The following is a 25,279-nucleotide window of genomic DNA, read 5'->3' as shown; positions in this document are numbered from 1 at the left end:
TCAGGCTCCCGGAACGCGGGGCGGACGCGATGGCGCCGCCACCTGCTGCTTGTTCAGCGCCTCCTTGGCCAGTTCGGCGATGCCGGCGATGGAGCCGATCACGCCGCTGGCCTCCATCGGCATCAGCACGAACTTCTGGTTCGGCGCCATGGCCAGTTCCTTAAAGGCCTCCACGTACTTCTGCGCGATGAAGTAGTTGATCGCCTGCACGTCGCCCTGGGCGATGGCATTGGACACCAGCTCCGTCGCCTTGGCCTCGGCCTCGGCCAGGCGCTCGCGCGCCTCGGCTTCGCGGTAGGCGGCCTCGCGCTTGCCTTCGGCTTCCAGGATCGCGCCCTGCTTTTCGCCTTCCGCGCGCAGGATTTCCGACGCCCGCGCGCCCTCGGCCTCGAGGATGGAAGCGCGCTTGTCGCGCTCGGCCTTCATCTGCCGGGCCATCGCATCCACCAGGTCGCGCGGCGGCTGGATGTCCTTGATCTCGATGCGGTTGACCTTCACGCCCCACGGACTGGTCGCATGGTCCACCACGCCCAGCAGCTTGGCATTGATGGTCTCGCGCTGGCTGAGCGACTCGTCCAGGTCCATCGAGCCGATCACGGTACGGATGTTGGTCTGCACCAGCGCGATCATCGCCTGGTCCAGGCTGGACACCTCATACGCGGCCTTGGCCGCATCCAGCACCTGGAAGAAGACCACGCCGTCCACCTTCACCACCGCGTTGTCCTTGGTGATGACGTCCTGCGAAGGCACTTCGAACACCTGCTCCATCATGTTGACCTTGCGGCCGATGCTCTGCATGTACGGGATCAGGAAGTGCAGGCCGGGGGACATCGTGTGGGTGTACCTGCCGAAATGCTCCACCGTGAACTCGTACCCCTGCGGCACCACGCGGACACCCTTGAAGAAGGTGACCACGATGAACAGCACCACCGCCGCAACCACCAGTGTGGAAAGACCGAACTCCATTGCTGACCCCCTTCCTGTGACGATGGTCAGATTATAGGCCTGGGCGGTCCCGGCACCGTGCGCGGGAACTTCGGCGACCCTGCGACGGTATTGCCCGCTGCGGCATCCCTATGTCCGACAGCCCGGGAATCCCTCCGCTTGAGCCGATCGCAGTTCGCCATCGATGTCCCCGACAGCCTGGTCGCGCGTGCGCGTACCGGCTGCCGGGAGGCGTTCGAGCAGATCTACCGGCGCTTCGAGCGCCCGGTCTTCACCCTGGCGCTGCGGATCTGCGGAGACCGGGAGGCCGCGGGCGATGTATTGCAGGACACCATGCTGAAGCTCTTCCACCATCTGCCCGATTACCGGGGCGACTGCCCCTTCTGGGGCTGGCTGCGGCAGATCGCGGTCAACGAGGCACTGCTGCGGCTGCGACGGCAGAAGCGCCTGGTCGCCGAAATCACGGTGGAGGAAGACGACCTGCCGCAGGACCAGGGTCTGCCGCCCGCGGCGGCGGCGGATGCAGCGCTGCTGCAACGCGCGCTCGAAGCGCTACCCGCGGCAACGCGCAGCGTGCTGTGGCTTTACCACGCCGAGGGCTACACCCACGACGAGATCGCCGAGCTGATGCAGCGCACGCCCAGCTTCTCCAAATCGCAGGTCTCCCGCGGCACGCGTCGCCTGCGGGCACTGTTGAACATCGAGGACACCGTCCATGCCTGATTCCCGCGCCCGCGAACCCCTGCCGCGCGACTGGGGCGACGCTTTCTGCGGCCTGCCGCTGGAAACCCCGCCGGAGGGCGCCTGGCAACGCCTTGCCGCATCGCTGCCGCCGATGCAGGCGCCCGCACGCCGGACGCGCTGGCGCCGCCCTGCCCTGGCGCTGGCCGCCACCGCCTTCTTCGCCGCCGTGATCCCGCTCATGCAATGGCGCAACGCCGAGGTCACCACGCCACCGCTGCAACGTGCACCGACCATCGCCACGACGTCATCCGCGCGTCCGGATGCGCCGGCGGCTCCCTCCGGGAACGAACCCGCGATCGGCATTCAGACGGATATCGCCGCCACCCCGCCGCTCGCCACTGCATCGCCGGTGCGCCGTTCCGTTCCGCGCGTCTCGCCTGTTCCGGCGACCGTCGAGCCTGCGCGGCTGGACGCGCTCTACACCGAGTCCGCCCGTCTCGAAGCCGTGCTTGCGCAGCTGCCCGACAGCAACACCGGCAGCGTGGCTGCGCTCGCGGTCAGTGCCGACCTGCAGGACCAGGTCAGCCATATCGATCTCGCGCTTTCGCAACCTGCCCTGCCGGACGCCACTCGCACCGCGCTGTGGGAACAGCGCGTCGACACCCTGCGCCAGCTCACGGGCGTGGAAGCCACCCAACGCTGGCAGGTCGCCCTGAACGACGACGACGCCGACACCGCCATCTATTGATAATCACACGCACCGAGGAGACTTAAGATGCTCAAGTCCTTTTCCACGACACTGCTCGCCTTCGCATTGGCCGCACCCCTGCCGGGCTTCGCACAGCAGGACGACGCCGCCAGGCAGAAGGAACTCGACGCCGCGCGCGCCGACCTGCAGCGCGCCGCCAAGCGCGTGGCCGAACTCTCAAGGGACGCCAGCCGCGTGGGTTCTCCCGTCGAGATCGATCATCTCATCGTCCGCCGCCCGCGCCTCGGCATCCTGCTGTCGGGCGACGACGCGGCAGGCGTGCGCATCACCGGGGTGACGCCGGACAGCGGCGCCGCCAAGGCCGGCCTGAAGGCAGGCGACCGCCTCCTGCGCGTGGGCGACGAAACGGTCAACGGCGGTACCGGCGATGCGCGCGTGGCGCATGCGCGCAAGCTGCTCGCCGACCTCCAGGCCGAGACGCCCGTGCGGGTCACGTACCAGCGCGGCGGCAAGACGTACGACGCCAGCGTCACGCCCACCCAAGTCTCGCCGCGCGTCGCGTTCGCTGGCCAGGGGCCTGGCACGTTCTTCTTCCGTACCGGCGAAAGCGGCATGCCGTGGATCGACGGCGCGCCCATGCCGATGGGCGAGATCGCCACCGTCATCGCGCCGGAAGTCCAACGCGAGCTGCGCCAGCTCGGCAGGCTGGGCGACTGCAAGGGCGAGGATTGCCGCCTGCCCGCGCTGGCCGAAGCCTTCCGCTGGAGCAATCTCAACCTGGCGACGGTGGATGCCTCGCTCGGCCGCTACTTCGGCACCGATGCCGGCGTGCTCGTCCTGTCCGTCGGCGAGGAACTCGAAGGCCTGCAGCCGGGCGACGTGATCCGCAAGGTGGACGGCGCACCGGTGACGTCGCCCCGCGACGTCACCCAGGCACTGCGCGGCAAGCCGGAAGAGGCCAAGGTCGCGATCGAATACCTGCGTGACCGGCAGGTACGGACCGGCACGGTGACCGTACCGAAGGCCGCCACGCTCCGCTTGCCCGCGACATCGCGCATCGTCGTCAAGCCGCGGGTGGCCGCGGCCGTCGGCAAGACACCGGCCGTGGTGGAGCGCCGTCGCGTGATGATCGTCGATCAGGACGGCAAGGTGCAGACCTTCGAAGACGACGGCGAGGACACGCCCCTGCCATCTCCGCCGCCCGCACCTCAGGCGCCGCCCGCCGGCAAGGGCGGCGGCACCCTCATCTGATACGCATCATTAGAAGAGAAACGCGTGAATCCCCTACCCCCGCGACCGCGGGGGTCTTTTTTGCAAAGAACGGCACGTCCCTGTGCCGGAGAGAAGCTTCAGCGCGACGCCGCAGCAGCGCGTTCCACCGGCGCCGGCTCCACCCAGTCGGCGAACACCCGGGCGATGTCCGCGTCCGCCACCGTTTTGCCTGCCTGGATATCACCCGCCTGCGTGAACAGCGGAATGATCATTGCCATGCCGTCCACCTTGGTCTTCAGCCGTAGGCCCGGAGCCTGCGACAGGAATCCGTCCCAGTGCGCGCGCACCCTGGCCCAGTAGCCGGCCGTCGCCTGCCAGTAGTCGCGCGCGGGCGTGAAGTCGACCTCGGTGGTCTTCAGGTAGTCGTTGAAGCCGAATTCGCGCGCCAGTTCCACCAGCGTTCCGTCGGGCCTGCGCAGCACCTTGGTGTTGAACTGCTCGTGGGTCCAGCCGTTCGGCGTCAGGGTGTGGCGGTTGACCACGGAAAGCGCGTTGTAATCGCTGCGCCGGGTGTACTCGCGGCGCGGCAGCGGGCGCCAGCTCAGGTCGCTGGTCCAGGTGGCCACGCCGTTTCGGTAGTCCCAGCGCCCCGTCCCGCAGTAGCGCGGCGCATCGCTGACCTCGTACACGCACTGCGTCCAGGCGCCCCGTGTCGCATCGGGCGCCATCGCGCGCACGCGCCATGTCTGGTCGTCGCTGAACTCGAAGCGCGTCGGCGCTTCGTAGGTCCAGTCCTGGCGCCAGTGCTTGGTGACGTGGCCGCTCCTGGGATCGACCAGGAGGTGTTGCAGGACGATCCGGGTGGGCGTGTCCTCGACGACGATGACGGTCTCATCGCCGCCACTGCGCATGGCGGGCTGGCGCTCGTAGCCCGGCTGCAGCAGGACGGTTTCGTCGAAGGCGAAGTCGACGGTGTAGTCACCCTGCATCGCCAGGATGGCCTGGCGGTCGCGGACGGGATCGGCGGCCCAGGCCTGGCCGACGGACAGCAGCAGCGTGGTGGACACCAGGGTGGCGACCGGCTTTTTCACGGGGTTTCCTCTCATGTTTTTCTGACCAGCGGAATGACGTTGTCGCCCGCCTCACGGGCTTCCTCCGCAGGGGAGGCATCGGAAGGCTGACGGGATGGAGACGGCAGGCCGATGTTGGTACGGGGCCCGCCCTCCAGATCGGCCCCTTCCGCCTGTGCGAGGCGCTGCGCGGTGCTGGCGCTCAGCATCGACATCAATGGCAGGCTGGCGGCCAGCACTGGCAGCGCCCCGGGCTGCGGTAACGCGTGCAGGTGCAGTACGCAGGCCCGCCATTGCCCGCCGAGCAGGCGGCCGGCGAGGCGACGCCACAGGCGGTCCGCCAGCCCGCCCGCGTCGGCATCCCGGCCAGCCGGCAACGACGCCGCCAACCGGTCCCACGCGACGAAGTCGCTGTCCGGCAACAGGCACAGGCGCCAGCAGCAGCGGCCCTGTGCATCGAAGAACAGCAGGCGTTCGTCGAGTCCGTCGCTGCCCACGCCGGTGTGGACTTCCACCCGCACGGCCTGCTGCCAACCGGCGAGCTCGCTGCCCTGCTGCGTGCGGTACAGGCACAGCACCGGGCCCAGCGCCGCCAGCTGCGTGGCGGCGGGGAACGCGTCGCTCACGTCGCCGAACACGGGACCTGGCATCAGGCGCAGCGTCGCCATGGCCGTTACCAGCTCACGGCAAGGCTGGCCGACAGGCTGCGCCCCGGCGCGGTATAGCGGGCCAGCGTCGTACTGGTATCCAGCACCAGCGCGATGTCGCCGGCCTCGATGTAGGTGCGGTCCCCCAGGTTGAACACACCGACGTTGAACCGGGCCCCGGGCGCGAAGTTCCAGTGCGCATACAGGTCGAGCACGCCATAGCCTGGCTGGCGGTAGTAGGCCGGATCGGAGACGCGGCGCTTGCGGTCGACGAACCGACCCGCCAGCTCCGCACCCCATGACGGCGCGTCGTACGCCAGGCCCAGCGTCGCGGTCAGCGGGTCCACGCTGTCCAGCGGTGTATCGGCGCTGCGATCCTCGCCGCGCGACCACGCGGCCGCGCCGCGCAGCGACCAGCCGTCCCACGCATCGGACAAGGCACCGATGTCCAGGCCCGCCTTGAACTCCACGCCATGGATCTGCGCTTCGGAAATGTTCTGCGACTGGTAGACCATCAGCCCGTCATCGTTGTAGCCGATGAAGCGCATCGACTCGATGAAGTCGTTGTAGCGGTTGTAGTAGCCCGACAGGCTGGCGTACGCCGCCTTCCCGGCGTAGCGGACGCCCAGTTCCACGCCATCGCTGGTTTCAGGCTTCAGGTCCGGGTTGGCGATCGCCGTGTAGCCGAACTGCACGTTGGTGAAGCCGATGTTGACGTCGTTGTACGGCGGCGAGCGGAAGCCGTGCGCATAGCCGCCGAACAGCGACCATGCGGGCGCGAACCTCCACACCACGCCCAGCTTGGGCGACACGGCGGTCTCGCGGATGTCCGCCAGCGCCAGGCCCGGGTTGTCGGTGTCGAAGATGGCATCGTGCCGGGGATCGAGCCGGTAGTGGTCCACGCGCAGGCCCGGTACCAGCCGGAACGTGCCGTCGGCGAAACCGATCTCGTCCTGCACATACAGTGCGGCGGTCGTGGTCCTGCTGATCGGGAAGTCGCGCACGGGGAACGTATCCGGCGACATCACCGGCGTGCTCACGCCCGTCAGCGGGAACGTGCGCAGGCCGTCGCGCTTCTGCCGCGTCTCGGTGCGTGCGATGTCCAGGCCGTAGATCAGGTCGTGCCGGACCGATGCACCGAACGCCTTGCGGAAATTCACCTGCAGACCGTGGGTCCGCTGGTCGAAATTGAACGCGCGCTCGCGGATGTCGCGCAGCGTCGGCGCCGGCAGCGTCCGTTCCTCGCGCGTGTATTGGGTGGTCTCGCTGTCCTGGCGGTAAACCTGCCAGTCCAGGCTGTCGGCGAAACCGGCCGACAGGTCGTCCCATTCGTGCGCGAAGGCGACGCGCGCACGCGTCTGGTGGTCGCGCGCGATCACGCGATCATGGGTGGCGCGCGTCAGCGACTGGTAGCCCTGCTGGGTCAACAGATCGGTGTCGGCGCTGTCTTCGTTGCCCTCCACCGTCAGGCGGAAGCGCTGCCCTTCAGTCGGCGCGAAGACCAGCTTCGTCAGCAGGCTGCGGCCGTCCCGCTCCTGCGGATTGGGCAGCGTTCGTGCGCCGCCGACGCCGGCGATATCGCCATGATTCTCGGTTTCCTGACCCTGCCGATGACCCACGCTGACCAGGCCGCTCCAGCGCTCGCCGCCGAACGCCGCGGTGGCGTTGCCGAACAGGCCATTCCAGCTGCCGTCATAGCCGAGGCGGAAACCGAAGTACGCATCCTTTCCATTGTCGAGGTAATCCGACGGGTCCCTGGTGATGAAGGAGACCACGCCGCCGAGCGCGTCCGAGCCGTACAGCGAACTGGAAGGCCCGCGCACGATCTCGACCTGCTTCAGCGTATCGAGGTCGACGAAGTTGCGGTTCGCATTCGAGAAGCTGCCGATCGAGAACGCATCCGACACCGGGATGCCATCGGTCTGGATGCGCACGCGGTTGCCCTCCAGGCCACGGATGCGGAAACCGCCCAGGCCGAAGCGGCCGAAGCTGGAGGTCACCGTGACGCCGGGCTCGTAGCGCACCAGGCCCTTGATGTCGCGCACCAGGCGGTCGTCCAGTTCCTCCCGATCGATGACACTGACTGTGTTGGGTACGTCGGCGACGGCGCGCTCGCTGCGCGTGGCGGTGACCTGGATCCGTTCCAGTTCGTGTGCGCCTGTACCGGAGGAGGAGGACGGTGCCGCATCGGCGGCGGTTTCGGCACGGGCATGGCCGGCAAGGGCCAGCCACACGGCCGCGGTGAGCAGCGTGGGACGCTTCATGGCGTACAGCATTCCTGTGGGTGATGAAGACCCGGAAGGCTGGCGGCCGGAGAATCCTTGGCTGGCGCCCGGTGGAGAGAGAAGGTGTTATGCAGCGGCGCGGCGCGACGATGCACCGTCGCGACGAGGGTTCGGCCTACTTGGTGAGGATCAGCTTGTCGTTGCTGGTGTGGCGCAGGCGATACACGCGGTCGCCGTGGCGGATGAGGACTTCGCGCTGCCCTTTCAGCAGGGCGGTGCTGTCCAGGGTGTCCTCGGCCTGCGGCCGGGCGTGCGACAGGGAAAGGCGCTCGCGCAGCGCCAGCGAATCGGACGTGGGCAATGCGGTGACGTTCGAGATCATCGGGAAGCTCCAGGACGGAACGCCAATGATGATAATGATTCTTATTTGCGAGTCAACACCCCGGACGGGGCTCCCGCCTCAATCCGCGGCGGCGGTCAGCCGGGCCCAGACCGGCTCGTCGTATCGCCCCGCAAGCTCCAGCGCCGTGAGGTTCTCGCGCAGTTGCTCGGGGCGGCTGGCGCCCAGGATGACGCTGGAGACATGCGGGTTCTGCAGGCACCAGGCGATGGCGAGCGGCGCAGGCTTCTCACCCAGTTCGGCCGCCGCTGCGGCATAGCGGGCTGCGCGCTCCGGCCGCCGGGCGCCCTCCGCACCCAACACCATCCGGCGCAGCTCCTCGTGCCCGGCCCGGCCCAGCCGGGTGTCGCCGGCGATGTCCTTCCCGTACTTGCCGGTCAGCAGTCCGGAGGCGAGCGGCGACCAGGTGGTGGTGCCCAGGCCCAGCTCGGCGTAGAGCGGCGCGTACTCCAGTTCCACCCGCTGGCGATGCAGCAGGTTGTACTGCGGCTGCTCCATGGTGGGCCCGTGCAGATGATGCTTGCGCGCGATCGTGGAGGCTTCGCGGATGCGGGCGGCCGGCCACTCCGACGTGCCCCAGTACAGCACCTTGCCCTGCCGGATCAGGCTGTCCATCGCCCAGACGGTCTCCTCGACCGGCGTATCCGGATCCGGCCTGTGGCAGTAGTAGAGATCCAGATAGTCCACCTGCAGCCGGCGCAGGGCCGCGTGACAGGCATCGAACACATGCTTGCGCGACAGGCCGCGCTGGGTGGGGCGCGGGTTCTCCACCGACCCGAAACACACCTTGCTGGACACGCAGAAACCATCCCGCGGCAACCCCAGCGCGCGCAGCGCTTCACCCATCACGCGCTCGGCTTCGCCATGGCCATAGACCTCGGCGTTGTCGAAGAAGTTGATCCCGTGGTCCCAGGCCAGCGCGATCAGTTCGCCCGCCTCGCGCGGGCCCACCTGCTGCCCGAACGTCAGCCAGGCACCGAAGGACAGGGCTGAGACCTGGAGGCCCGACGTGCCCAGGCGGCGATATTGCATGGCAGGCTCCGGTAACGACCGTGTCCATCGTAGCGCCCGTCCGGACGCCCGGCACGCGGCCAAATGAGAATGGCTCCGCCCCCCACACCGCACACCTCCTACAATGCGCGCACTTTCCTCCTCCGGGGAGTAGCCCACCCGTCCACACGGGGTCCGCGCATCAACACACTTGGTCGACCGACCATGGTGCGCGGGACGAAGCGATCCGCTTCGCCGGGCAAGACCGAAGGCAGGCGTCGCGCTAACCCGGGCCGGGCAGTGCGTCGTTTGCCTTCGCGTCCACACGCGAATGCCTGGCCCCGGAGTCGTAGATGTTGTCCCTGCAAGCCCTGCTGGTGTCCACCGGCACCGTCACCCTGGCCGAGATCGGCGACAAGACCCAGCTGCTCGCCCTGCTGCTGGCCGCGCGTTACCGCAAACCATGGCCGATCGCGCTGGGCATACTCGCCGCCACGCTGGTCAACCATGCGATCTCGGCGTGGCTGGGTGCGGAATTGACCGATTGGCTGTCGCCCGAGGTGCTGCGCTGGGTCGTGGCGGCCAGTTTCCTGGCGGTGGCGCTTTGGACGCTGAAGCCGGACACGCTGGACGAGAACGAGAAGCTGCCGGCCCATGGCGCCTTCCTGGCGACCACGGTGGCGTTCTTCCTGGCCGAGATCGGCGACAAGACCCAGGTGGCGACCGTGCTGCTGGCGACCCGGTACGAGCCGCTGTGGCAGGTGATCGCAGGCACCACGATCGGCATGCTGCTGGCCAACCTGCCGGTGGTCTGGCTGGGCCACCGTTTCGCCGACAGGCTGCCGTTGAAGCTGGCCCGCAGCCTGGCCGCGCTGGTGTTCTTCGCCCTGGCCCTCTGGGTTGCCTGGCGCGGGGTTGGCTGAACGGACTGATGGAGCCGGTGCGCTGCTAGACTGCCGGGTCAGAACAACACGCAAGGTCTGGGGGAATACATGCTGGAAGTCTTGGGGCGGATCGGCTTCGGCCTGTTCGGTCTGGCGGTGCTGGTCGGCATCGTCTGGCTGTTTTCCAACAACCGACGGGCCATCGACTGGAAGCTGGTCGCCACGGGCATCACGCTGCAGATCGCCTTCGCCGCGCTGGTGCTGCTGGTGCCGGGCGGGCGCGAGGTGTTCGACTGGCTGGGCCACGGTTTCGTGAAGATCCTGGAGTTCGTGAAGGCGGGCTCCGGCTTCATCTTCGGCAGCCTGATGGACACCGAGAAGTTCGGCTTCATCTTCGCCTTCCAGGTGCTGCCCACCATCATCTTCTTCGCCGCGCTGATGGGCGTGATGTACCACCTGGGCGTGATGCAGTTCATCGTGCGGATGATGGCGCTGGCCATCACCAAGGTGATGCGCGTGTCAGGCGCCGAGACCACCAGCGTCTGCGCCAGCGTGTTCATCGGCCAGACCGAAGCGCCGCTGACGGTGCGCCCGTACATCCCGAAGATGACCGAGTCCGAGCTGATCACCATGATGATCGGCGGCATGGCCCATATCGCCGGCGGCGTGCTGGCGGCCTACGTGGGCATGCTGGGCGGCGGCGATCCGGAGCAGCAGGCCTTCTATGCCAAGCACCTGCTGGCCGCGTCGATCATGGCCGCTCCCGCCACGCTGGTGGTGGCGAAGCTGCTGATCCCGGAAACCGGCACGCCGCTGACCCGCGGCACGGTGAAGATGGAAGTGGAGAAGACCTCCAGCAACATCATCGACGCCGCGGCGGCCGGTGCCGGCGACGGCCTGAAGCTGGCGCTGAACATCGGCGCGATGCTGTTGGCCTTCATCGCCCTGATCGCGCTGATCAATGCGCCACTGACCTGGTTCGGCGACGTCACCGGCCTGGCGGCCGCCATCGGCAAGCCGACCGACCTGGCCACGATCTTCGGCTACCTGCTGGCCCCGATCGCCTGGGTCATCGGCGTGCCGTGGCAGGACGCCACCACCGTGGGCTCGCTGATCGGCCAGAAGGTGGTCATCAACGAATTCGTCGCCTACCTGCAGCTGGCCGGCATCGTGAACGGGCAGACGCCCGGCGTGACCCTGACCGAGGAAGGCCGGCTGATCGCCACGTATGCCCTGTGCGGCTTCGCCAACTTCAGCTCGATCGCCATCCAGATCGGCGGCATCGGCGGTCTGGCGCCGGAACGGCGCTCGGACCTGGCGCGCTTCGGCCTGCGCGCCGTGCTGGGCGGCACCATCGCCACGCTGATGACGGCCACCATCGCCGGAGTGCTGTCGCACTTCGGCTGATCCGGAGGGAGCGGCCGCCGGCCGCTTCCTTCCTCCTGCTTACGTTTCCCTCCCGTGACCACGGCATTGCCGTGGTCCGGACTCCAGGTATCCCCGCATGAACACGCCATCCCCCACCCCGTCCCACGTCGTCGTCGTGGGCTCCTTCAACGTCGACCACGTGTGGCGCTGTGACGTCCTGCCGGTCGCTGGCGCGACCATTGCCGGCCGCTACGCGAACGGCCCGGGCGGCAAGGGCTTCAACCAGGCCATCGCGGCGGTGCGGGCGGGCGCGGACACGACGTTCGTCTGCGCGCTGGGCGATGACGCCGGTGGCCGGCTGGCACGCGATCTGGCAGCCGCCGACGGCCTGGCGCTGCGCGTGCAGGCGAGCGACGAGCCCACCGGTACCGCCGGCATCTACGTGGACGCGCACGGGCGCAACACCATCGTCATCGGTGCCGGCGCCAACGCGATGCTGTCGGCCGATTTCGTCGCCAGCCAGGCGGACGTGCTGGCGACGGCCGGCGTGGTGCTGGTCCAGCTGGAATCGCCTGCCGACGCGGTGCTGGCCGCGCTGCAGGCCGCACGGCAGCAGGGCGCCACCACCCTGCTGAACCCGGCGCCGGCGAACGCCGCGACGACCACCGAACTGCTGGCGCATGCCGACGTCATCACGCCCAACGAAACCGAGTTCGCTGCCCTGCTCGCCCGCCATCTGGGCGAACGCATCACCGCCGACGATGTCGCCACCCTCGATGGCGTCACCCTGCACCAGCACTGCCGGCAGCTGTTCCCGCACGGCACGGTGGTGGTGACGCTGGGCGCCACCGGCGTGTACGTCTCCCACCCCGAGGAGGCGTTGCGCGGCGATGCGCGGCCGCACTACCGCATGGCTGCCGAAGCGGCGACGGTCGTCGATACGACGGGCGCGGGCGACGCCTTCAACGGTGCGCTGGCCGCATCGCTGGCGGAAGCTTCGCAGGCGTCATTCGCCGACCATGTGCGCTTCGCCAACCGTTACGCCGCGCTGTCCACCGAACGGGCCGGAGCCGCGCTGGCCATGCCGCTGCTGAGCGAACTGCGGGCGCGCTTCGACACCGTGGCGGGCTGAACAAGGCTTCCGGTCGAGGGCCCGCAGGCACATGCCAGCGGACACCTCTAGCTACTGATAACCATTCTCATTTAGAATGATCGGGTCCGACACGCCCGATCCTTCTCCATGACCTCTCCGCTCCGCCTGAGCCTGCTTTCGCTCGCCCTCTCATCCATTCTGAGCCCGGCTGCGGTTGCGCAGTCCAACGATGCCGTCCAGCTCGACCGCGTGACGGTCTCGGCCAGCACCAGCCGCATTCCGGATTCGGCCGCAGCCCTGCCGAACACCATCACCATCATCGATCGCCAGCAGCTGGATCAGCAGCTGGCGCTGACGCAGGACCTGTCCCAGGTTCTGGCCAACCTGATTCCGGCCTTCACGCCTTCCCGCCAGAAGCTGACCAACGCCGGTGAGAACCTGCGCGGCCGCAAGCCGCTGTATCTGGTCGACGGCGTACCGCAGTCGACGCCATTGCGCGAAGGCGGACGCGACGGTCACACCATCGACCCGGCGATGATCGAGCGGATCGAAGTGATCCACGGCGCCAATGCGTTGCAGGGCCTGGGCGCCTCCGGCGGCATCATCAACATCATCACCAAGCGCGCGCCCCGCAAGGACGGCGAGACGTTCCACGATGTCAGCGTCAGCGCAAGCGTGGCGGTCCCCCGCGAAGACGACAGCGCGGGCTACAAGGCGTCCTACGTCTTCGGCACGCGCCACGGCGACGTCGACTTCGTCGGCGGCGCATCCCTGGCCAGCGAAGGACTCTATTACGACGGCGATGGCCGGGCGATCGCCGTCAACGACGTCCAGGGCGACCTGATGGACGCGCGCAGCCACAACCTGTTCGCCAAGGTCGGCTGGAACCTCGACGACCAGCGCCGGCTGCAGGTCAGCGCCAACCACTACGAACTGCAGGGCAACAACGACTACCGCACCGTGCCGGGCAACATCGCCACCGGCCAGCTGGCCACCTCCGCGCCCGGCGGCAGCGAAGGCGAAGGCGCCCGCAACCGCTCGACATCGGTGGTGCTGGATTACACCGATCATGACCTGGCCGGCGGCTTCCTGCAGACGCAGCTGTACTGGGTGGATTTCAAGGCGCTCTACGGCGGCAGCTACTGGGGCGACTTCTGGGGCGACGGGCGCGACCCGGACTGGTACGACCAGTCGCAGAATGCGTCGGAGAAACTCGGCGGCAAGTTCAGCTGGTCGCGCGGCGACCTGTTCGGAATGGACCTGCGGGCCACGTTCGGGCTCGACCTGGCCCGCGACAGCACCTACCAGGAACTGGTCTACGCGCAGATCGACTGGGTGCCGGAGACGACCTACGAATCGGTCTCGCCCTTCGTGCAGGCGGAATGGCGGTTCGCCGACGCCTGGCTGCTGACGGGCGGCCTTCGGCATGAGCGCGGCGAACTGCAGGTGGACGACTACCTGACCATCCCCGACCAGCGCACCGTGCCGGCCGGCGTGAAGGGCACGCGCTACCTGGTCACCGGCGGCACCACCAAAACCACCGAGACCCTGCCGAACCTGGGCCTGGTGTGGGAAGCCACCGACGCGCTCAAGCTGTACGCGTCCTACGCCGAAGGCTACACCGTGGCCGACATCGGTCGCGTGCTGCGCGGCATCACCGCGGTCGGCCAGCGGGTGGACAACCTGGTCGACCTGCAGCCGGTCATCGCCGACAACCAGGAGATCGGCCTGGATTACGACGACGGCCGCTGGCTGGTGCATCTGGCCCTGTACCGCTCCGACTCGGACCTGGGCTCGCGGCTGGCCTTCGATACCGCGACGCAGACGTATGCGGTGGTCCGCGAACGGACCGAGATCAAGGGCTTCGATGGCAGCCTGTCGTACCGCTTCAGCGACGGCATGCGCGCGGGCCTGGCCTACGCACGCAGCGAAGGTCGCTACGACAGCAATGCCGATGGCCGCGTCGACAGCGATCTGCCTGGCATCAATATCAGTCCGGACCGGGTCACCGCGTTCTGGGAGGCGTCGTTCACGCCCTCGGTGGACGTGCGCCTGCAGGCGAGCAAGGCGCTGGATCGCGAATTCGACCTGCGCGGCACCCCGGTGGCCGACTTCGACGGTTACACCACGGTGGATCTGCTCACCCGCATCAAGCTGCCCCTCGGCACGCTGAGCGTGGGCGTGGAGAACCTTTTCTCGGAGCAGTACGTCACCTACTACTCGCAGAGCACGCCACGCAACGACACCTACACCGCCGGACGCGGGCGCGTGCTCACGGTGGGCTGGTCCCACCGCTTCTGACGCGCCTCGCCAACGCCCCGCATGCTCCGCCGCCAGGCCATGTCCACCTCCTCCGCATGGCGCTTCCGCCCCGTGCTTAAGTGGTTGCACCTGTGGCTGGGACTGTCCGTGGGCCTGGTGTTCGCCGTGGTGTCGTTGACCGGCACGGTGCTGGCGTTCCAATCCGAACTGCTGCTGGCTGCGCATCCCGAACTGGAGCGCGAACGGCTCCCGCCGCTCGCGCTTCAGGGTCATGCGTTGGCGCGGATCGTGGCAGGGGCGGAGGACAGCGGCATCCGTTCCGTCGATCTGCCCTCGCCGCGGCTGCCTGCCTGGCAGGCGTTCGCCGCCGAGGGTGAACGCCACTACTTCGATCCCGCCAATGGCGAGCTTCTGCTGGTGCGGAATACGGGCAACGACGTGGTGATGTGGATGCGCGACCTGCATACGCACCTGCTCGCCGGCGAGACGGGCGAGCAGGTGCTGGGCGCATCCGGCATCGTGGCGTTGTTCCTGCTGTTGTCCGGACTCTACCTGTGGTGGCCGCGCCTGGCCGCGTTGGCGGCGAGCCTGCGCTGGCATGCGGCGCCGCCCGCCCGGCGCTGGCTCAGCTGGCATCGCAGCCTGGGGGTTCTCCTGCTGCCGTTGCTGCTGGTGGTGACCTTCACCGGCGTGGCGATGGTGTACAGCCAGCCGTTCCGGAGCGCGCTCCGCTGGACCTTCGCCGATGGCCCCGAGGTCGTACCGCCCTTGCCGATCGAACGGAGGACCATCGCCATCGATTGGCCGGCCGTGCTGCTGGCCGCGGCAGACGCGGCTCCGCGGGGCAGCGAACTCCGCCGCGTCAGCGTGCCGGAGGGCGACAACGCCCTGGTGTCGATCCGTTTCCGCGCGCCCGGCGAGTGGCATCCCAACGGCCGCAGCGTGATCTGGCTGGACCCATACCGCGCACGCGCGGTGCAGGTGCACGACGCGACCGCGCAGGGTGCCGGCGCCCGCATCAGCGAGACGATGTATCCGCTGCATGGCGGCTTCGTGGGCGGGCGCGCCTGGCAATGGGCCGTCGCCGCTGCAGGATTGTTGCCCGCCTTCCTTCTGGCGACCGGCTTCCTGTTCTGGCGCGCGCGACGCCGCAGGCGCTGACCCTCCGGGGCCGGCGGTACAATGCCGCCATGCAGATCGGCCCTTACCGCATCGACCCGCCGGTGATGCTGGCCCCCATGGCCGGCGTCACCGACAAGCCGTTCCGGCTGCTGTGCAAACGGCTGGGTGCGGGCCTGGCGGTCTCGGAAATGACCATCAGCGACCCGCGCTTCTGGAGCACGAACAAGTCGCTGCGCCGCATGGACCACGAGGGGGAACCCAGCCCCGTCAGCGTCCAGATCGCGGGCACCGAGCCTCAACAACTGGCCCATGCCGCGCGCTACAACGCCGACCACGGCGCGCAGATCATCGACATCAACATGGGTTGCCCGGCCAAGAAGGTCTGCAACGCCTGGGCGGGCTCGGCGCTGATGCGCGACGAGGCGCTGGTGGGCCGCATCCTGGACGCCGTGGTGAAGGCCGTGGACGTGCCGGTCACGCTGAAGATCCGCACGGGCTGGGACTGCGACCACCGCAACGGCCCGACCATCGCGCGCATCGCGCAGGAGAGCGGTATCGCCTCGCTGGCCGTTCACGGCCGCACGCGCGACCAGCACTACACCGGCGTGGCCGAGTACGAGACCATCGCCGCGATCAAGGCCGCGCTGCGTATTCCCGTCGTCGCCAATGGCGACATCGATTCGCCGGCCAAGGCCGCGCAGGTGCTGGCGAAGACCGGCGCCGACGCGGTGATGGTCGGCCGCGCCGCGCAGGGGCGTCCGTGGATCTTCCGCGAGATCGCGCACTTCCTCGCCACCGGCGAGCACCTTCCCCCACCGACGCTGCATGAAGTGCGGGACATCCTGCTGGGCCACCTGCAGGCATTGCACGCCTTCTACGGCGAACCGCAGGGCGTGCGCATCGCCCGCAAGCACCTGGGCTGGTACGCGAAGGACCGGCCGGAACAGGCCGCCTTCCGCGCCGTGGTGAATCGCGCGGAGACTGCCGGGGAACAGCTGCGGCTGACGCGCGACTACTTCGATGCCCTGATTGCCGGCGATGCGCTGCCGACGGCGGCCTGATTCTCTGACGGAGGCTTTCGTGACCGAATCCAGTTCTCCCTACCTGCATGGCTTCTCGCCGGTGGAGCAGGCCCGCCTGATCAAGCAGGCCCGCCTGCTGGAAAGCACGCTGTTCAACCATGTCGACTACACCGGGGTGCGCCGCCTGCTGGAAGTGGGCAGCGGTGTGGGCGCGCAGACCGAGATCCTGCTGCGCCGTTTTCCCGACCTGCACGCCACCTGCGTGGACCTCAACCAGGTGCAGCTGGACGCCGCGCGGGACAACCTGGCGAAGATGCCCTGGTGCCGCGACCGCTACACGCTGCAGCAGGCCGACGCGAGCCGCCTGCCCTTCGGTGCGCGCGACTTCGATGCGGCATTCCTGTGCTGGATCCTGGAGCACGTGCCCAACCCGGCGCGCGTGCTCAGCGAAGTACGGCGCGTGCTGGCGCCGGGTTCGCCGATCTACGTCACCGAGGTGATGAATTCCTCGTTCCTGCTGCATCCGTACTCGCCCAACACCTGGCGCTACTGGATGGCGTTCAACGACTTCCAGTACGACAGTGGCGGCGACCCGTTCATCGGCGCCAAGCTGGGCAACCTGCTGCTGGCCGGCGGTTACCGCGACGTGGTCACGGAAATCAAGACGGTGCACTTCGACAACCGCGAGCCGGCAAGGCGGAAGGACATGATCGCGTTCTGGGAGGAACTGCTGCTGTCCGCCGCGGACTCGATGGTCGAGGCGGGCCGGGTCACCCAAGACGTGGTCGATGGCATGCGCCGGGAGATGCACGACGTGCAGAACGATCCGGACGCGGTGTTCTTCTATGCCTTCGTGCAGGCGCGCGCAACGGTTTACTGACCGACCGGCCTATTGCGCATGATCCCCGCCCGCCTGCGGCGCGGGAGGCGCGTGCGCGTCGTCAAGCCTGGCGCGCACAGGAATCGGTGAGGGATGCCACGTGCGATGCCACATGGCCGCCAACAGACGGCCCAGACCGTCGCCACCCCTGACCGGGATGGACCATGGCTCCTGCACGGGCGCCATGGCCTGCCAGCGTCCGTCGCGCCATTCCGCCACCTGGAAACGGAAGTTGTAGTCCGGCTCCACGCCCATGCGCAGGTCGGACAGGACCAGGCGACCCTGCCGGACCTGCGCGCGCATGAAGCCATGGTTGAACCACGACAACCGTTGCACCGCAGGCACGTCCGCCGCTTCGCGCAGCGCTTGCACGTTCGACGGGTAGCCTCGGAACCTCAGCGGGCCCTCATCGACCAGCACCGAACGTTCGGCTTCCACATAGCCCGACGGCGTCATTGCCACTACACGCCACAGCAGCGTGTTGAACGGCATGGGCACCGAGAAGTACGGCGCATCGCCCAGGCCCATCGAGGCCAGCGTGCGTTCGGCTTCGCGGTCCACCATCGCCTTGGCCACCAACGACCAGCCCAGGTAGGCGCTGCTGAGCACCAGGCCCAACGTCAGTGCACGCCGGGCGGCGGCGCGTTCGCGCAGGAACCACGCGGCCACGCAGGCGACCAGCAGCCAGACGGTGTACAGGGGATCGATGATGAACACGCTGGACCACATCGTCGGTGGCGGAGACAGTGGCCACCACAGCTGCGTGCCGTAGACGGTAAAGGCATCCAGCAGGGGATGCGTCACCAGTGCCAGCTGGATGGCCCAGAACCAGCGCGCTGGCGCGGACGCGACACGCCCCTGGCCGAACCGCTTGAACAGCCACCACACCAGCCAGCCCACCAGCGGCAGCACGAACAGCGAATGGCTGAAGCTGCGGTGCACGGTCATCAGGGTGACCGGATTGTCGGAGAACAGCGCGATGGGGAGGCTGTCCAGGTCAGGCAGCGTACCGAGGGCCGCGCCCGCGAGCAGCGCGGCACGACGATGGGCGGCGGGGGCGATGGCGGCGGCGACGGCGCCGCCGAGGACGATCTGGCTGAGGGAATCCATGCGGCGATCCTAGCAGCCGCCGGCCGTCCTCACGCCGCGCACGGCACGTCCTGCGGAACCAGGCGCAGCCGCGGCGCGACGTCGGCCAGGATCTGGCCGGTGTGGGACAGCAGGCACAGCGTCCCGTCCGCCTCTTCGCTCAGCGCGGTCAGGCTTTCCACCCAGTCGCCGTCGTTCGCATACAGCAGGCCCTCGTGCTGGAGCAGCGCGGCGCGATGGATGTGCCCGCAGACGATGCCATCCAGGCCGCGCCGCCGCGCATCCTCCAGGCCCGCATGGACGAAGCGCGCGATGTAGCGCTCGGCAGCGTCGCTCTGGCGCTTGAGGTATTCCGCCAGCGACCAGTAGCGCAGGCCCAGGCGGCGGCGCAGCTGGTTGGTCAGCCGGTTGCCGGTGAGGATGCGGTAGTAGAGCCAGTCGCCGAACTTTTCCTGCAGGCCGCCGAAGTGGGTGACGCCGTCGTAGTCGTCGCCGTGGGTGACCAGCAGCCGACGCCCGTCCAGCGTGGTGTGGATCGCACGGCGGCGCACCTGCATGGCGGGCAGCATCAGGCCGCAGAAACGGCGGATGGGGCGATCGTGGTTGCCGGGCACGTAGACGAGTTCGGTCCCATTGCGTGCCAGCGCGTGCAGCGCCTCCACCACCCGGTTGTGGGCGGCATCCCACGACGCCCGGCGCTGTGCCATCCACCACAGATCGACGATGTCGCCGACCAGGTACAGCCGCCGGCACTGCAGCCCTGCGAGGAAATCGGCGAACTCCACCGCATGGCAGTGCTTGGAACCCAGATGGACGTCGGAAACGAAGACCGCGCGCCGTATCGGCGGTGGCGCGGCCGGCGGACTCACGCCGCGGTCTCCGTCGGCCGCCATGCCTCGCCCAGGTAGCGTTCGCGCTTCTTCGGCCGGATGCGGTGCAGGTCCACTTCGATCAGCCCATCGATGGAATCGCTGAAATCCGGGTCCACGCCGAACGCGAGGAAGCGCGCGCCGCCCGGCTCGCAGAGCTCGGTGTACTGCTTGTAGAGCATCGGCACCGTCGCCCCCAGCGTGTCGAGGTTGGTCTTGAGGACGCGGAAGGCGGTGTCGGCCTCAAGAGCGTCGAAGCACGGAGGTGTGGCGGTGTAGCGGAACGGATGGCGAGAGCGCGCCTCGCCATTCGGATCGCCGTAGTAGTGGGCGTAGTACGCCACGATCTGTTCGCGCGCGTGCAGCGGCAGCGCCGCGCTCATCGACACCGCACCGAACAGATAGCGAACCCGTGGATGCCGGCGCAGGTAGGCACCGATGCCCTGCCACAGGTAGTCGATGCTGCGGCTGCCCCAGTAGTCGGGCACCACGAAACTGCGGCCCAGCTCCATGCCTGCGGCTAGGCGCGGCAGCGCGTCGTCCGCGTAGTCGAACAGCGAAGCGGTATAGAGGCCTTTCAGGCCCTGCGCCGCGAGCACCGGGGCGCCGCGCGCCAGCCGGTAGGCGCCGGCGATCTTCTTCTGCGCCGCATCCCACAGCACGATGTGTTCGTACCAGGTGTCGAACGCGTCCACGTCCATGCGCTTGCCCGTGCCCTCGCCCACCGCGCGGAAGGTCAGCTCGCGCAGGCGGCCGATCTCGCGCAGCAGCGGCGAACCGCCGGCCAGCCGGCCCACGCAGATCCGCTTGCCGTCGGTGGTCTCGCCCAGCACATCCAGCGCATCGATGCAGGCCGCGAGCGCGTCCGGCGCCAGCGCATCGACCAGCGGCTCCTGCACGTCGGCCGGCGGCTCGACGCGCCTGGGCTCACGGCGACCGAGTGCGTACAGCGCCTCGCGCACCTGGCGGATCAGGGTGGCGGGAGCGATGGCCGGATCCAGCCGCAGCGGCTGGCCCACGTGCAGCTGCAGGCGACGCTGGCTGCGGCGGAACATCTCGCGCGCCAGCAGTGCCGTACCCGCCGGCTTGAACAGCGCGGACGCCCCGTAGAAGAACGCCGAATTGCGCGCCACCACCCGCACCGGCAACACCGGCGCGCCGGTGGCCCGGGCGAAGCGCAGGAAGCCGCGGCGCCAGCGCGTATCGCGCACACCGCGCGGCCCCAGACGCGACACTTCGCCGGCGGGGAACACGATCACGCACTGCTCGGCTTCCAGCGCCTGCTCGACCGCCCGCACGCTGTCCGCGCTCGGTTTGCCGCCCAGGATGCGCACGGGCAGCAACAGCGGGGCGAGGGGCGCGATGCCGGCCAGCATGTCGTTGGCGACGATGCGGACGTCACGGCGCACGCGGCCCACCATCTGCAGCAGCGCCAGTGCATCCAGCGCGCCGGACGGATGATTGGCCACGATCAGCAACCGTCCCTGCGCCGGGATCCGGCGTGCGTCATCCTCATCGACGGACGGCCGCAGGTTGAGGTGGTCGATGGCGGCATCGATGAAGTCCAGGCCCTGCAGGTGGCCGTGGTCGGCCAGGAAAGCGTAGGCCTGGTCCAGTCGGGACCAGCGGCCCAGGGTACGCAGCAGCGGACCGGTCAGCCGCGCGCGGTGGCCACGGAACCAGTGGGGGTAACGTTCTGCGATCTGGCGTTCCAGCGGGTGCATGGCAGGGGCTGGCGGCGGGGTTTCGCCGCGCAGCCTGCGCCTGGCCGGCGACAGCACGGTTTCCGTTTTCTGGCAGTCCGGTGACAGCAGGGCGCTTGATTCCCGCTTAACCCCGGGCAACCCTGAACGGGGCAGAATGCACGCGCTGCCGCCGGCGTGTATCATGCGCGCCCATCTTTTCATCCGAATCAAAGGATATAAGCCTGATGTCCAGCTACCTGTTCACCTCCGAATCGGTCTCCGAAGGCCATCCGGACAAGATCGCCGACCAGATTTCCGATGCCGTGCTGGACGCGATCCTGGCCCAGGACAAGCGCGCGCGCGTGGCCTGCGAGACGCTGGTGAAGACGGGCGCGGCCATCGTGGCCGGCGAAGTCACCACCACCGCGTGGGTCGACATCGAGTCGCTGGCGCGCAAGGTCATCAACGACATCGGCTACGACAATTCGGACGTCGGCTTCGACGGCCACACCTGCGCCATCATCAACATGCTCGGCAAGCAGTCCCCCGACATCAACCAGGGCGTGGACCGCAAGAAGCCGGAAGAACAGGGCGCGGGCGACCAGGGCCTGATGTTCGGTTACGCCTGCAACGAGGCGCCGGAATTCATGCCCGCCCCGCTGTACTACAGCCACCGCCTGGTGGAACAGCAGGCCAAGGTGCGCAAGAAGGGCAAGCTGAAGTGGCTGCGCCCGGACGCCAAGTCGCAGGTCACCCTGCGCTACGACGGCAACAGCATCCTCGGCCTCGACGCCGTGGTGCTGTCGACCCAGCACGATCCGGACATCAAGCAGAAGGACCTGATCGAAGCCGTGCGTGCCGAGATCCTGGTGCCCGTGCTGCCGAAGAAGTGGCTGGACGCGCTGCCGAAGAACAAGGTGCACATCAACCCGACCGGCAAGTTCGTCATCGGCGGCCCGGTGGGCGACTGCGGCCTGACCGGCCGCAAGATCATCGTCGACAGCTACGGCGGCATGGCCCGCCATGGCGGCGGTGCGTTCTCGGGCAAGGATCCGTCGAAGGTGGACCGTTCGGCCGCCTACGCCGCGCGCTACGTGGCCAAGAACATTGTGGCCGCCGGCCTGGCCGACAAGTGCGAAGTGCAGGTCTCCTACGCGATCGGCGTGGCCGAACCGACCTCGATCTCGGTGACCACGTTCGGCACCGGCAAGGTGGGCGACGACGTGATCGAGAAGCTGATCCGCAAGCACTTCGACCTGCGCCCGTACGGCATCACCCGGATGCTGGACCTGGAGCACCCGATCTACCAGGCGACGGCCAGCTACGGCCACTTCGGCCGCAAGCCGAAGGAGATCAGCTATGTAGACAGCGCCGGCAAGAAGCACACCGCGACCGCCTTCTCCTGGGAGAAGACCGACCGCGCCGAAGCCCTGCGCAAGGACGCCAAGCTGAAGTAACGGTCTGGCGCGCCTGCGCACGCGCGGGCGCCTTTGCCAGACCGTCACCCCTGCGAAGGCAGGGGTCCAGCGACTTGGGATGAAGAAACGGGCCGCTCATGCGGCCCGTTTCTTTTTGCGGCGACGGGGCCGCACGACCCGCACCGGGATCGGTTAGCCTGCGCGCCTCACCTTGCGGAGGCATGCCATGGAATCGCTGAAGAGCCACCAGCTCACCATGACGGTGCTGATGACGCCGGACATGGCCAACTTCTCCGGCAAGGTCCACGGCGGCGCGATCCTCAAGCTGCTCGACCAGGTGGCCTATACCTGCGGCAGCCGCTATGCCGGCAAGTACGTGGTCACCCTATCGGTGGACCAGGTGATGTTCCGCCAGGCCATCAACGTCGGCGAACTGGTGACCTTCCTGGCGTCCGTCAACTACACCGGCACGTCGTCGATGGAGATCGGCATCAAGGTGGTGGCCGAGGACATCCGCAAGCAGAGCGTGCGCCACGCCAACAGCTGCTTCTTCACCATGGTGGCGGTGGACGAGGACGGCCGGACCACCCCGGTCCCGCCGCTGCAACCGTCCACGCCCGACGAGATCCGCCGCTGCGCCGCCGCACGCCTGCGCCGCCAGCTGCGCGAGGAGATGGAACGGCGGCATGCCGAACTGGGCAGCCGGGCCATCGAAAACGCCTGATCAGCGGCCGCCGGCAGGGCGCGCCGGCTACAATACGCGCATGTCCCTGATGCAATTCCAGCGGGTCGACTTCAGTGTCGGCGGTCCGCTTCTCCTCGAACACGTCGACCTGTCCATCGAACCCGGCGAACGCGTCTGCATCGTCGGCCGCAACGGCATGGGCAAGTCCACGCTGATGCGGCTGATGGCCGGGGAACTCAAGCCCGACGACGGCGAGATCCGCGTGCAGAACGGCGTGGTAGTCGCGCGCATGGCGCAGGAGGTGCCGCAGGATACGCAGGGCACCGTGTTCGACGTGGTCGCCGAGGGCCTGGGCGACCTGGGCCAGCTGCTGGCGCGCTACCACCATGCCGTGCACGACGGCGACATGGACGCGATGGGCGAAGCGCAGGCGCAGATCGAAGCCCAGCACGGCTGGGACTTGGACCGCCGCGTGCAGCAGGTGCTCGAGCGGCTCGAACTGCCGGACGAGACCGACTTCGCCGCACTGTCCGGCGGCATGAAGCGGCGCGTGCTGCTGGCGCAGGCGCTGGTCCGCAATCCCGACATCCTGCTGCTGGACGAGCCCACCAACCATCTCGACATCGAAGCGATCGCCTGGCTGGAAGGTTTCCTGAAGTCGTTTTCCGGCAGCATCGTCTTCGTCACCCACGACCGCAGCTTCCTGCGCTCGCTGGCCACGCGCATCCTCGAGATCGACCGCGGCCAGCTGACCAGCTGGCCCGGCGACTACGACAACTACCTGCGCCGTCGCGAGGAGCGCCTGCATGCCGAAGCGCAGGAAAACGCCCGCTTCGACAAGCTGCTGGCGCAGGAAGAGGTCTGGATCCGCCAGGGCATCAAGGCCCGCCGCACCCGCAACGAAGGCCGCGTCACCGCGCTGAAGGCGATGCGTCGCGAGCGCGCGCAACGCCGCGAGCTGTCCGGCAACGTGAAGATGGAAGCCGCCGCCGCACAGTCGTCGGGCAAGAAGGTCATCGAGGCCAAGCACATCACCCAGGCCTACGGTGGCCGCGTGCTGCTGGACGACGTGTCCGCGACGATCATGCGCGGCGACCGCGTTGGCATCATCGGTCCCAATGGTGCGGGCAAGTCGACACTGTTGAAGATCCTGCTGGGCGAACTCGCGCCGCAGCACGGCGAGGTGAAGCTGGGCACCGGCCTCCAGATCGCGTACTTCGACCAGCACCGCAGCCAGCTGGACGAATCACGCACCACGCTGGAGAACGTCGCCGAAGGCAGCGACTTCGTCGAGATCAACGGCAGCCGCAAGCACATCGTCGGCTATCTGCAGGACTTCCTGTTCTCGCCCGAACGCGCCCGAGCTCCGATCACCCGCCTCTCCGGCGGCGAACGCAACCGCCTGCTGCTGGCGAAGCTGTTCGCGCAGCCCTCGAACCTGCTGGTGATGGACGAACCGACCAACGACCTGGACGTCGAGACGCTGGAACTGCTGGAAGAACTGCTGCTCGATTACAAGGGAACGCTGCTGCTGGTCAGCCACGACCGCGACTTCCTGGACAATGTGGTCACCAGCACGCTGGTGCTGGAGGGCGAAGGCCGGCTGGGCGACTACGTGGGCGGCTACACGGACTGGCTGCGGCAACGTCGTGCGCCCGCTGCGCCGCCCTCCTCCTCGCCCGCCAAGCCCGCGCTGTCGAAGCAACCCGAACCGGTCGCCGCCAAGCGCAAGCTGGGTTTCAAGGAAGCGCGCGAACTGGAACAGCTGCCGGCACGCATCGAAGCGCTGGAAGCCGAGGTCGCAAGGCGCACCGAAGCGATGAACGACCCGGCCTACTACCAGCAGTCGCCTGCCGACCTGCAGCGCGCGAACGAAGAGCTCGCCGCGAAGCAGGCGGAGTTGGACCACGCCTACCAGCGCTGGTCGGAGCTGGATGGGTGAGCAGTGGCTTCCGTGTAGGAGCGACGTAAGTCGCGACCACACACTTTGACGGCCGATCACCGTCATCACATGCGCTGA

At 68.3% G+C, this 25,279-nt stretch carries 22 protein-coding genes and 1 riboswitch; of the genes, 13 read left to right on the top strand and 9 right to left on the bottom strand.

Annotated features, from left to right (window positions below):
* The gene (locus IAE60_RS07415) at positions 1 to 966 is read right to left on the bottom strand and encodes an SPFH domain-containing protein (RefSeq protein WP_185895270.1); all 966 of its coding nucleotides are present in this window, start codon (positions 964 to 966) and stop codon (positions 1 to 3) included.
* Positions 967 to 1,104: 138 nt separating this feature from the next.
* Between IAE60_RS07415 and IAE60_RS07410 the strand changes: the two genes are divergently transcribed.
* The 3 genes from IAE60_RS07410 to IAE60_RS07400 are packed head-to-tail and all read left to right on the top strand — an operon-like array spanning position 1,105 to position 3,589.
* Positions 1,105 to 1,668, top strand: coding sequence for an RNA polymerase sigma factor (locus IAE60_RS07410; RefSeq protein ID WP_187574392.1), 564 nt, complete (start codon positions 1,105 to 1,107; stop codon positions 1,666 to 1,668).
* Positions 1,661 to 2,377: a hypothetical protein gene (locus IAE60_RS07405; protein ID WP_187574391.1), complete on the top strand. Its 717-nt coding sequence runs from the start codon at positions 1,661 to 1,663 to the stop codon at positions 2,375 to 2,377. The genes IAE60_RS07410 and IAE60_RS07405 overlap by 8 nt, the downstream gene beginning before the upstream one ends.
* Before the next feature lie 27 nt (positions 2,378 to 2,404).
* A complete protein-coding gene (locus IAE60_RS07400; protein ID WP_187574390.1) occupies positions 2,405 to 3,589 on the top strand; it encodes a PDZ domain-containing protein in 1,185 nt (394 codons plus the stop codon).
* A 98-nt stretch (positions 3,590 to 3,687) separates the two neighbouring features.
* On the opposite strand, the gene IAE60_RS07395 is transcribed toward IAE60_RS07400, so the two are convergent.
* The 5 genes from IAE60_RS07395 to IAE60_RS07375 form a co-directional block, all read right to left on the bottom strand.
* Positions 3,688 to 4,620: a DUF6607 family protein gene (locus IAE60_RS07395; protein WP_425504466.1), complete on the bottom strand. Its 933-nt coding sequence runs from the start codon at positions 4,618 to 4,620 to the stop codon at positions 3,688 to 3,690.
* Positions 4,621 to 4,652: 32 nt separating this feature from the next.
* Complete coding sequence (locus IAE60_RS07390; RefSeq protein WP_187574389.1) at positions 4,653 to 5,288, bottom strand: Hemin transport protein; 636 nt, start codon at positions 5,286 to 5,288, stop codon at positions 4,653 to 4,655.
* A gap of 5 nt (positions 5,289 to 5,293) precedes the next feature.
* Positions 5,294 to 7,531, bottom strand: coding sequence for a TonB-dependent hemoglobin/transferrin/lactoferrin family receptor (locus tag IAE60_RS07385; protein WP_187574388.1), 2,238 nt, complete (start codon positions 7,529 to 7,531; stop codon positions 5,294 to 5,296).
* Between the two features lie 136 nt (positions 7,532 to 7,667).
* A complete protein-coding gene (gene hemP, locus IAE60_RS07380; RefSeq protein ID WP_185895263.1) occupies positions 7,668 to 7,874 on the bottom strand; it encodes a hemin uptake protein HemP in 207 nt (68 codons plus the stop codon).
* Positions 7,875 to 7,952: 78 nt separating this feature from the next.
* Positions 7,953 to 8,924 (bottom strand): aldo/keto reductase, encoded by a 972-nt coding sequence (locus IAE60_RS07375; protein WP_185895261.1) that lies wholly within the window; start codon positions 8,922 to 8,924, stop codon positions 7,953 to 7,955.
* 119 nt (positions 8,925 to 9,043) lie between these two features.
* Positions 9,044 to 9,139: riboswitch (yybP-ykoY riboswitch) on the top strand.
* 96 nt (positions 9,140 to 9,235) lie between these two features.
* Here IAE60_RS07375 and IAE60_RS07370 point away from each other — a divergent pair.
* The 7 genes from IAE60_RS07370 to IAE60_RS07340 all read left to right on the top strand — a co-directional run bounded on the left by IAE60_RS07370 (position 9,236) and on the right by IAE60_RS07340 (position 17,513).
* The gene (locus IAE60_RS07370; RefSeq protein WP_222937217.1) at positions 9,236 to 9,805 is read left to right on the top strand and encodes a TMEM165/GDT1 family protein; all 570 of its coding nucleotides are present in this window, start codon (positions 9,236 to 9,238) and stop codon (positions 9,803 to 9,805) included.
* A gap of 69 nt (positions 9,806 to 9,874) precedes the next feature.
* Positions 9,875 to 11,173, top strand: a complete 1,299-nt coding sequence (locus IAE60_RS07365) for a NupC/NupG family nucleoside CNT transporter (RefSeq protein ID WP_187574387.1) — start codon at positions 9,875 to 9,877, stop codon at positions 11,171 to 11,173.
* A 97-nt stretch (positions 11,174 to 11,270) separates the two neighbouring features.
* Complete coding sequence (locus IAE60_RS07360; protein ID WP_187574386.1) at positions 11,271 to 12,266, top strand: ribokinase; 996 nt, start codon at positions 11,271 to 11,273, stop codon at positions 12,264 to 12,266.
* A 108-nt stretch (positions 12,267 to 12,374) separates the two neighbouring features.
* Positions 12,375 to 14,528, top strand: coding sequence for a TonB-dependent receptor (locus tag IAE60_RS07355; RefSeq protein WP_187574385.1), 2,154 nt, complete (start codon positions 12,375 to 12,377; stop codon positions 14,526 to 14,528).
* A 21-nt stretch (positions 14,529 to 14,549) separates the two neighbouring features.
* Positions 14,550 to 15,650 (top strand): PepSY-associated TM helix domain-containing protein, encoded by a 1,101-nt coding sequence (locus IAE60_RS07350; RefSeq protein WP_187574384.1) that lies wholly within the window; start codon positions 14,550 to 14,552, stop codon positions 15,648 to 15,650.
* 29 nt (positions 15,651 to 15,679) lie between these two features.
* On the top strand, positions 15,680 to 16,672 hold the full coding sequence (gene dusB / locus IAE60_RS07345; RefSeq protein WP_187574383.1) for a tRNA dihydrouridine synthase DusB: 993 nt from the start codon (positions 15,680 to 15,682) through the stop codon (positions 16,670 to 16,672).
* Positions 16,673 to 16,691: 19 nt separating this feature from the next.
* Positions 16,692 to 17,513, top strand: a complete 822-nt coding sequence (locus IAE60_RS07340) for a class I SAM-dependent methyltransferase (protein ID WP_238394881.1) — start codon at positions 16,692 to 16,694, stop codon at positions 17,511 to 17,513.
* 9 nt (positions 17,514 to 17,522) lie between these two features.
* Here IAE60_RS07340 and IAE60_RS07335 read toward each other — a convergent pair whose 3' ends face one another.
* From IAE60_RS07335 to olsF, 3 genes are read right to left on the bottom strand one after another with little or no spacing between them, the layout of a single operon-like run.
* On the bottom strand, positions 17,523 to 18,623 hold the full coding sequence (locus tag IAE60_RS07335; RefSeq protein WP_187574382.1) for a metal-dependent hydrolase: 1,101 nt from the start codon (positions 18,621 to 18,623) through the stop codon (positions 17,523 to 17,525).
* A gap of 29 nt (positions 18,624 to 18,652) precedes the next feature.
* Positions 18,653 to 19,471 carry a UDP-2,3-diacylglucosamine diphosphatase gene (locus IAE60_RS07330; protein ID WP_425504461.1) on the bottom strand — a complete coding sequence of 273 codons (819 nt, stop codon included), beginning with the start codon at positions 19,469 to 19,471 and terminating at the stop codon, positions 18,653 to 18,655.
* Entirely contained in the window at positions 19,468 to 21,195 is a 1,728-nt protein-coding gene (gene olsF, locus IAE60_RS07325; RefSeq protein WP_187574380.1) for a bifunctional ornithine lipid synthase OlsF, read from the bottom strand. The genes IAE60_RS07330 and olsF overlap by 4 nt, the downstream gene beginning before the upstream one ends.
* A gap of 206 nt (positions 21,196 to 21,401) precedes the next feature.
* Here olsF and metK point away from each other — a divergent pair, with 206 nt between their 5' ends.
* The 3 genes from metK (at position 21,402) to IAE60_RS07310 (ending at position 25,201) form a co-directional block, all read left to right on the top strand.
* On the top strand, positions 21,402 to 22,613 hold the full coding sequence (gene metK, locus IAE60_RS07320) for a methionine adenosyltransferase (RefSeq protein WP_187574379.1): 1,212 nt from the start codon (positions 21,402 to 21,404) through the stop codon (positions 22,611 to 22,613).
* A 187-nt stretch (positions 22,614 to 22,800) separates the two neighbouring features.
* Positions 22,801 to 23,298, top strand: coding sequence for an acyl-CoA thioesterase (locus tag IAE60_RS07315; protein WP_187574378.1), 498 nt, complete (start codon positions 22,801 to 22,803; stop codon positions 23,296 to 23,298).
* A 40-nt stretch (positions 23,299 to 23,338) separates the two neighbouring features.
* The gene (locus IAE60_RS07310) at positions 23,339 to 25,201 is read left to right on the top strand and encodes an ATP-binding cassette domain-containing protein (protein WP_187574377.1); all 1,863 of its coding nucleotides are present in this window, start codon (positions 23,339 to 23,341) and stop codon (positions 25,199 to 25,201) included.
* The last annotated feature ends 78 nt before the right edge of the window (positions 25,202 to 25,279 follow it).

The organism is Pseudoxanthomonas mexicana (genome assembly GCF_014397415.1).
GTDB lineage: Bacteria > Pseudomonadota > Gammaproteobacteria > Xanthomonadales > Xanthomonadaceae > Pseudoxanthomonas_A > Pseudoxanthomonas_A mexicana.
The sequence above is the reverse complement of the archived record's forward strand: the minus strand, read 5'-3'. Positions and strand labels throughout refer to the sequence as shown.

Coding starts and splice junctions, on each gene's coding strand:
- IAE60_RS07415 (WP_185895270.1), bottom strand. CDS start 966: ATGGAGTTCGGTCTTTCCACACTGGTGGTTGCGGCGGTGGTGCTGTTC.
- IAE60_RS07405 (WP_187574391.1), top strand. CDS start 1,661: ATGCCTGATTCCCGCGCCCGCGAACCCCTGCCGCGCGACTGGGGCGAC.
- IAE60_RS07400 (WP_187574390.1), top strand. CDS start 2,405: ATGCTCAAGTCCTTTTCCACGACACTGCTCGCCTTCGCATTGGCCGCA.
- IAE60_RS07390 (WP_187574389.1), bottom strand. CDS start 5,288: ATGGCGACGCTGCGCCTGATGCCAGGTCCCGTGTTCGGCGACGTGAGC.
- IAE60_RS07385 (WP_187574388.1), bottom strand. CDS start 7,531: ATGAAGCGTCCCACGCTGCTCACCGCGGCCGTGTGGCTGGCCCTTGCC.
- hemP (WP_185895263.1), bottom strand. CDS start 7,874: ATGATCTCGAACGTCACCGCATTGCCCACGTCCGATTCGCTGGCGCTG.
- IAE60_RS07375 (WP_185895261.1), bottom strand. CDS start 8,924: ATGCAATATCGCCGCCTGGGCACGTCGGGCCTCCAGGTCTCAGCCCTG.
- IAE60_RS07370 (WP_222937217.1), top strand. CDS start 9,236: ATGTTGTCCCTGCAAGCCCTGCTGGTGTCCACCGGCACCGTCACCCTG.
- IAE60_RS07365 (WP_187574387.1), top strand. CDS start 9,875: ATGCTGGAAGTCTTGGGGCGGATCGGCTTCGGCCTGTTCGGTCTGGCG.
- IAE60_RS07360 (WP_187574386.1), top strand. CDS start 11,271: ATGAACACGCCATCCCCCACCCCGTCCCACGTCGTCGTCGTGGGCTCC.
- IAE60_RS07355 (WP_187574385.1), top strand. CDS start 12,375: ATGACCTCTCCGCTCCGCCTGAGCCTGCTTTCGCTCGCCCTCTCATCC.
- IAE60_RS07350 (WP_187574384.1), top strand. CDS start 14,550: ATGCTCCGCCGCCAGGCCATGTCCACCTCCTCCGCATGGCGCTTCCGC.
- dusB (WP_187574383.1), top strand. CDS start 15,680: ATGCAGATCGGCCCTTACCGCATCGACCCGCCGGTGATGCTGGCCCCC.
- IAE60_RS07335 (WP_187574382.1), bottom strand. CDS start 18,623: ATGGATTCCCTCAGCCAGATCGTCCTCGGCGGCGCCGTCGCCGCCGCC.
- olsF (WP_187574380.1), bottom strand. CDS start 21,195: ATGCACCCGCTGGAACGCCAGATCGCAGAACGTTACCCCCACTGGTTC.
- metK (WP_187574379.1), top strand. CDS start 21,402: ATGTCCAGCTACCTGTTCACCTCCGAATCGGTCTCCGAAGGCCATCCG.
- IAE60_RS07315 (WP_187574378.1), top strand. CDS start 22,801: ATGGAATCGCTGAAGAGCCACCAGCTCACCATGACGGTGCTGATGACG.
- IAE60_RS07310 (WP_187574377.1), top strand. CDS start 23,339: ATGTCCCTGATGCAATTCCAGCGGGTCGACTTCAGTGTCGGCGGTCCG.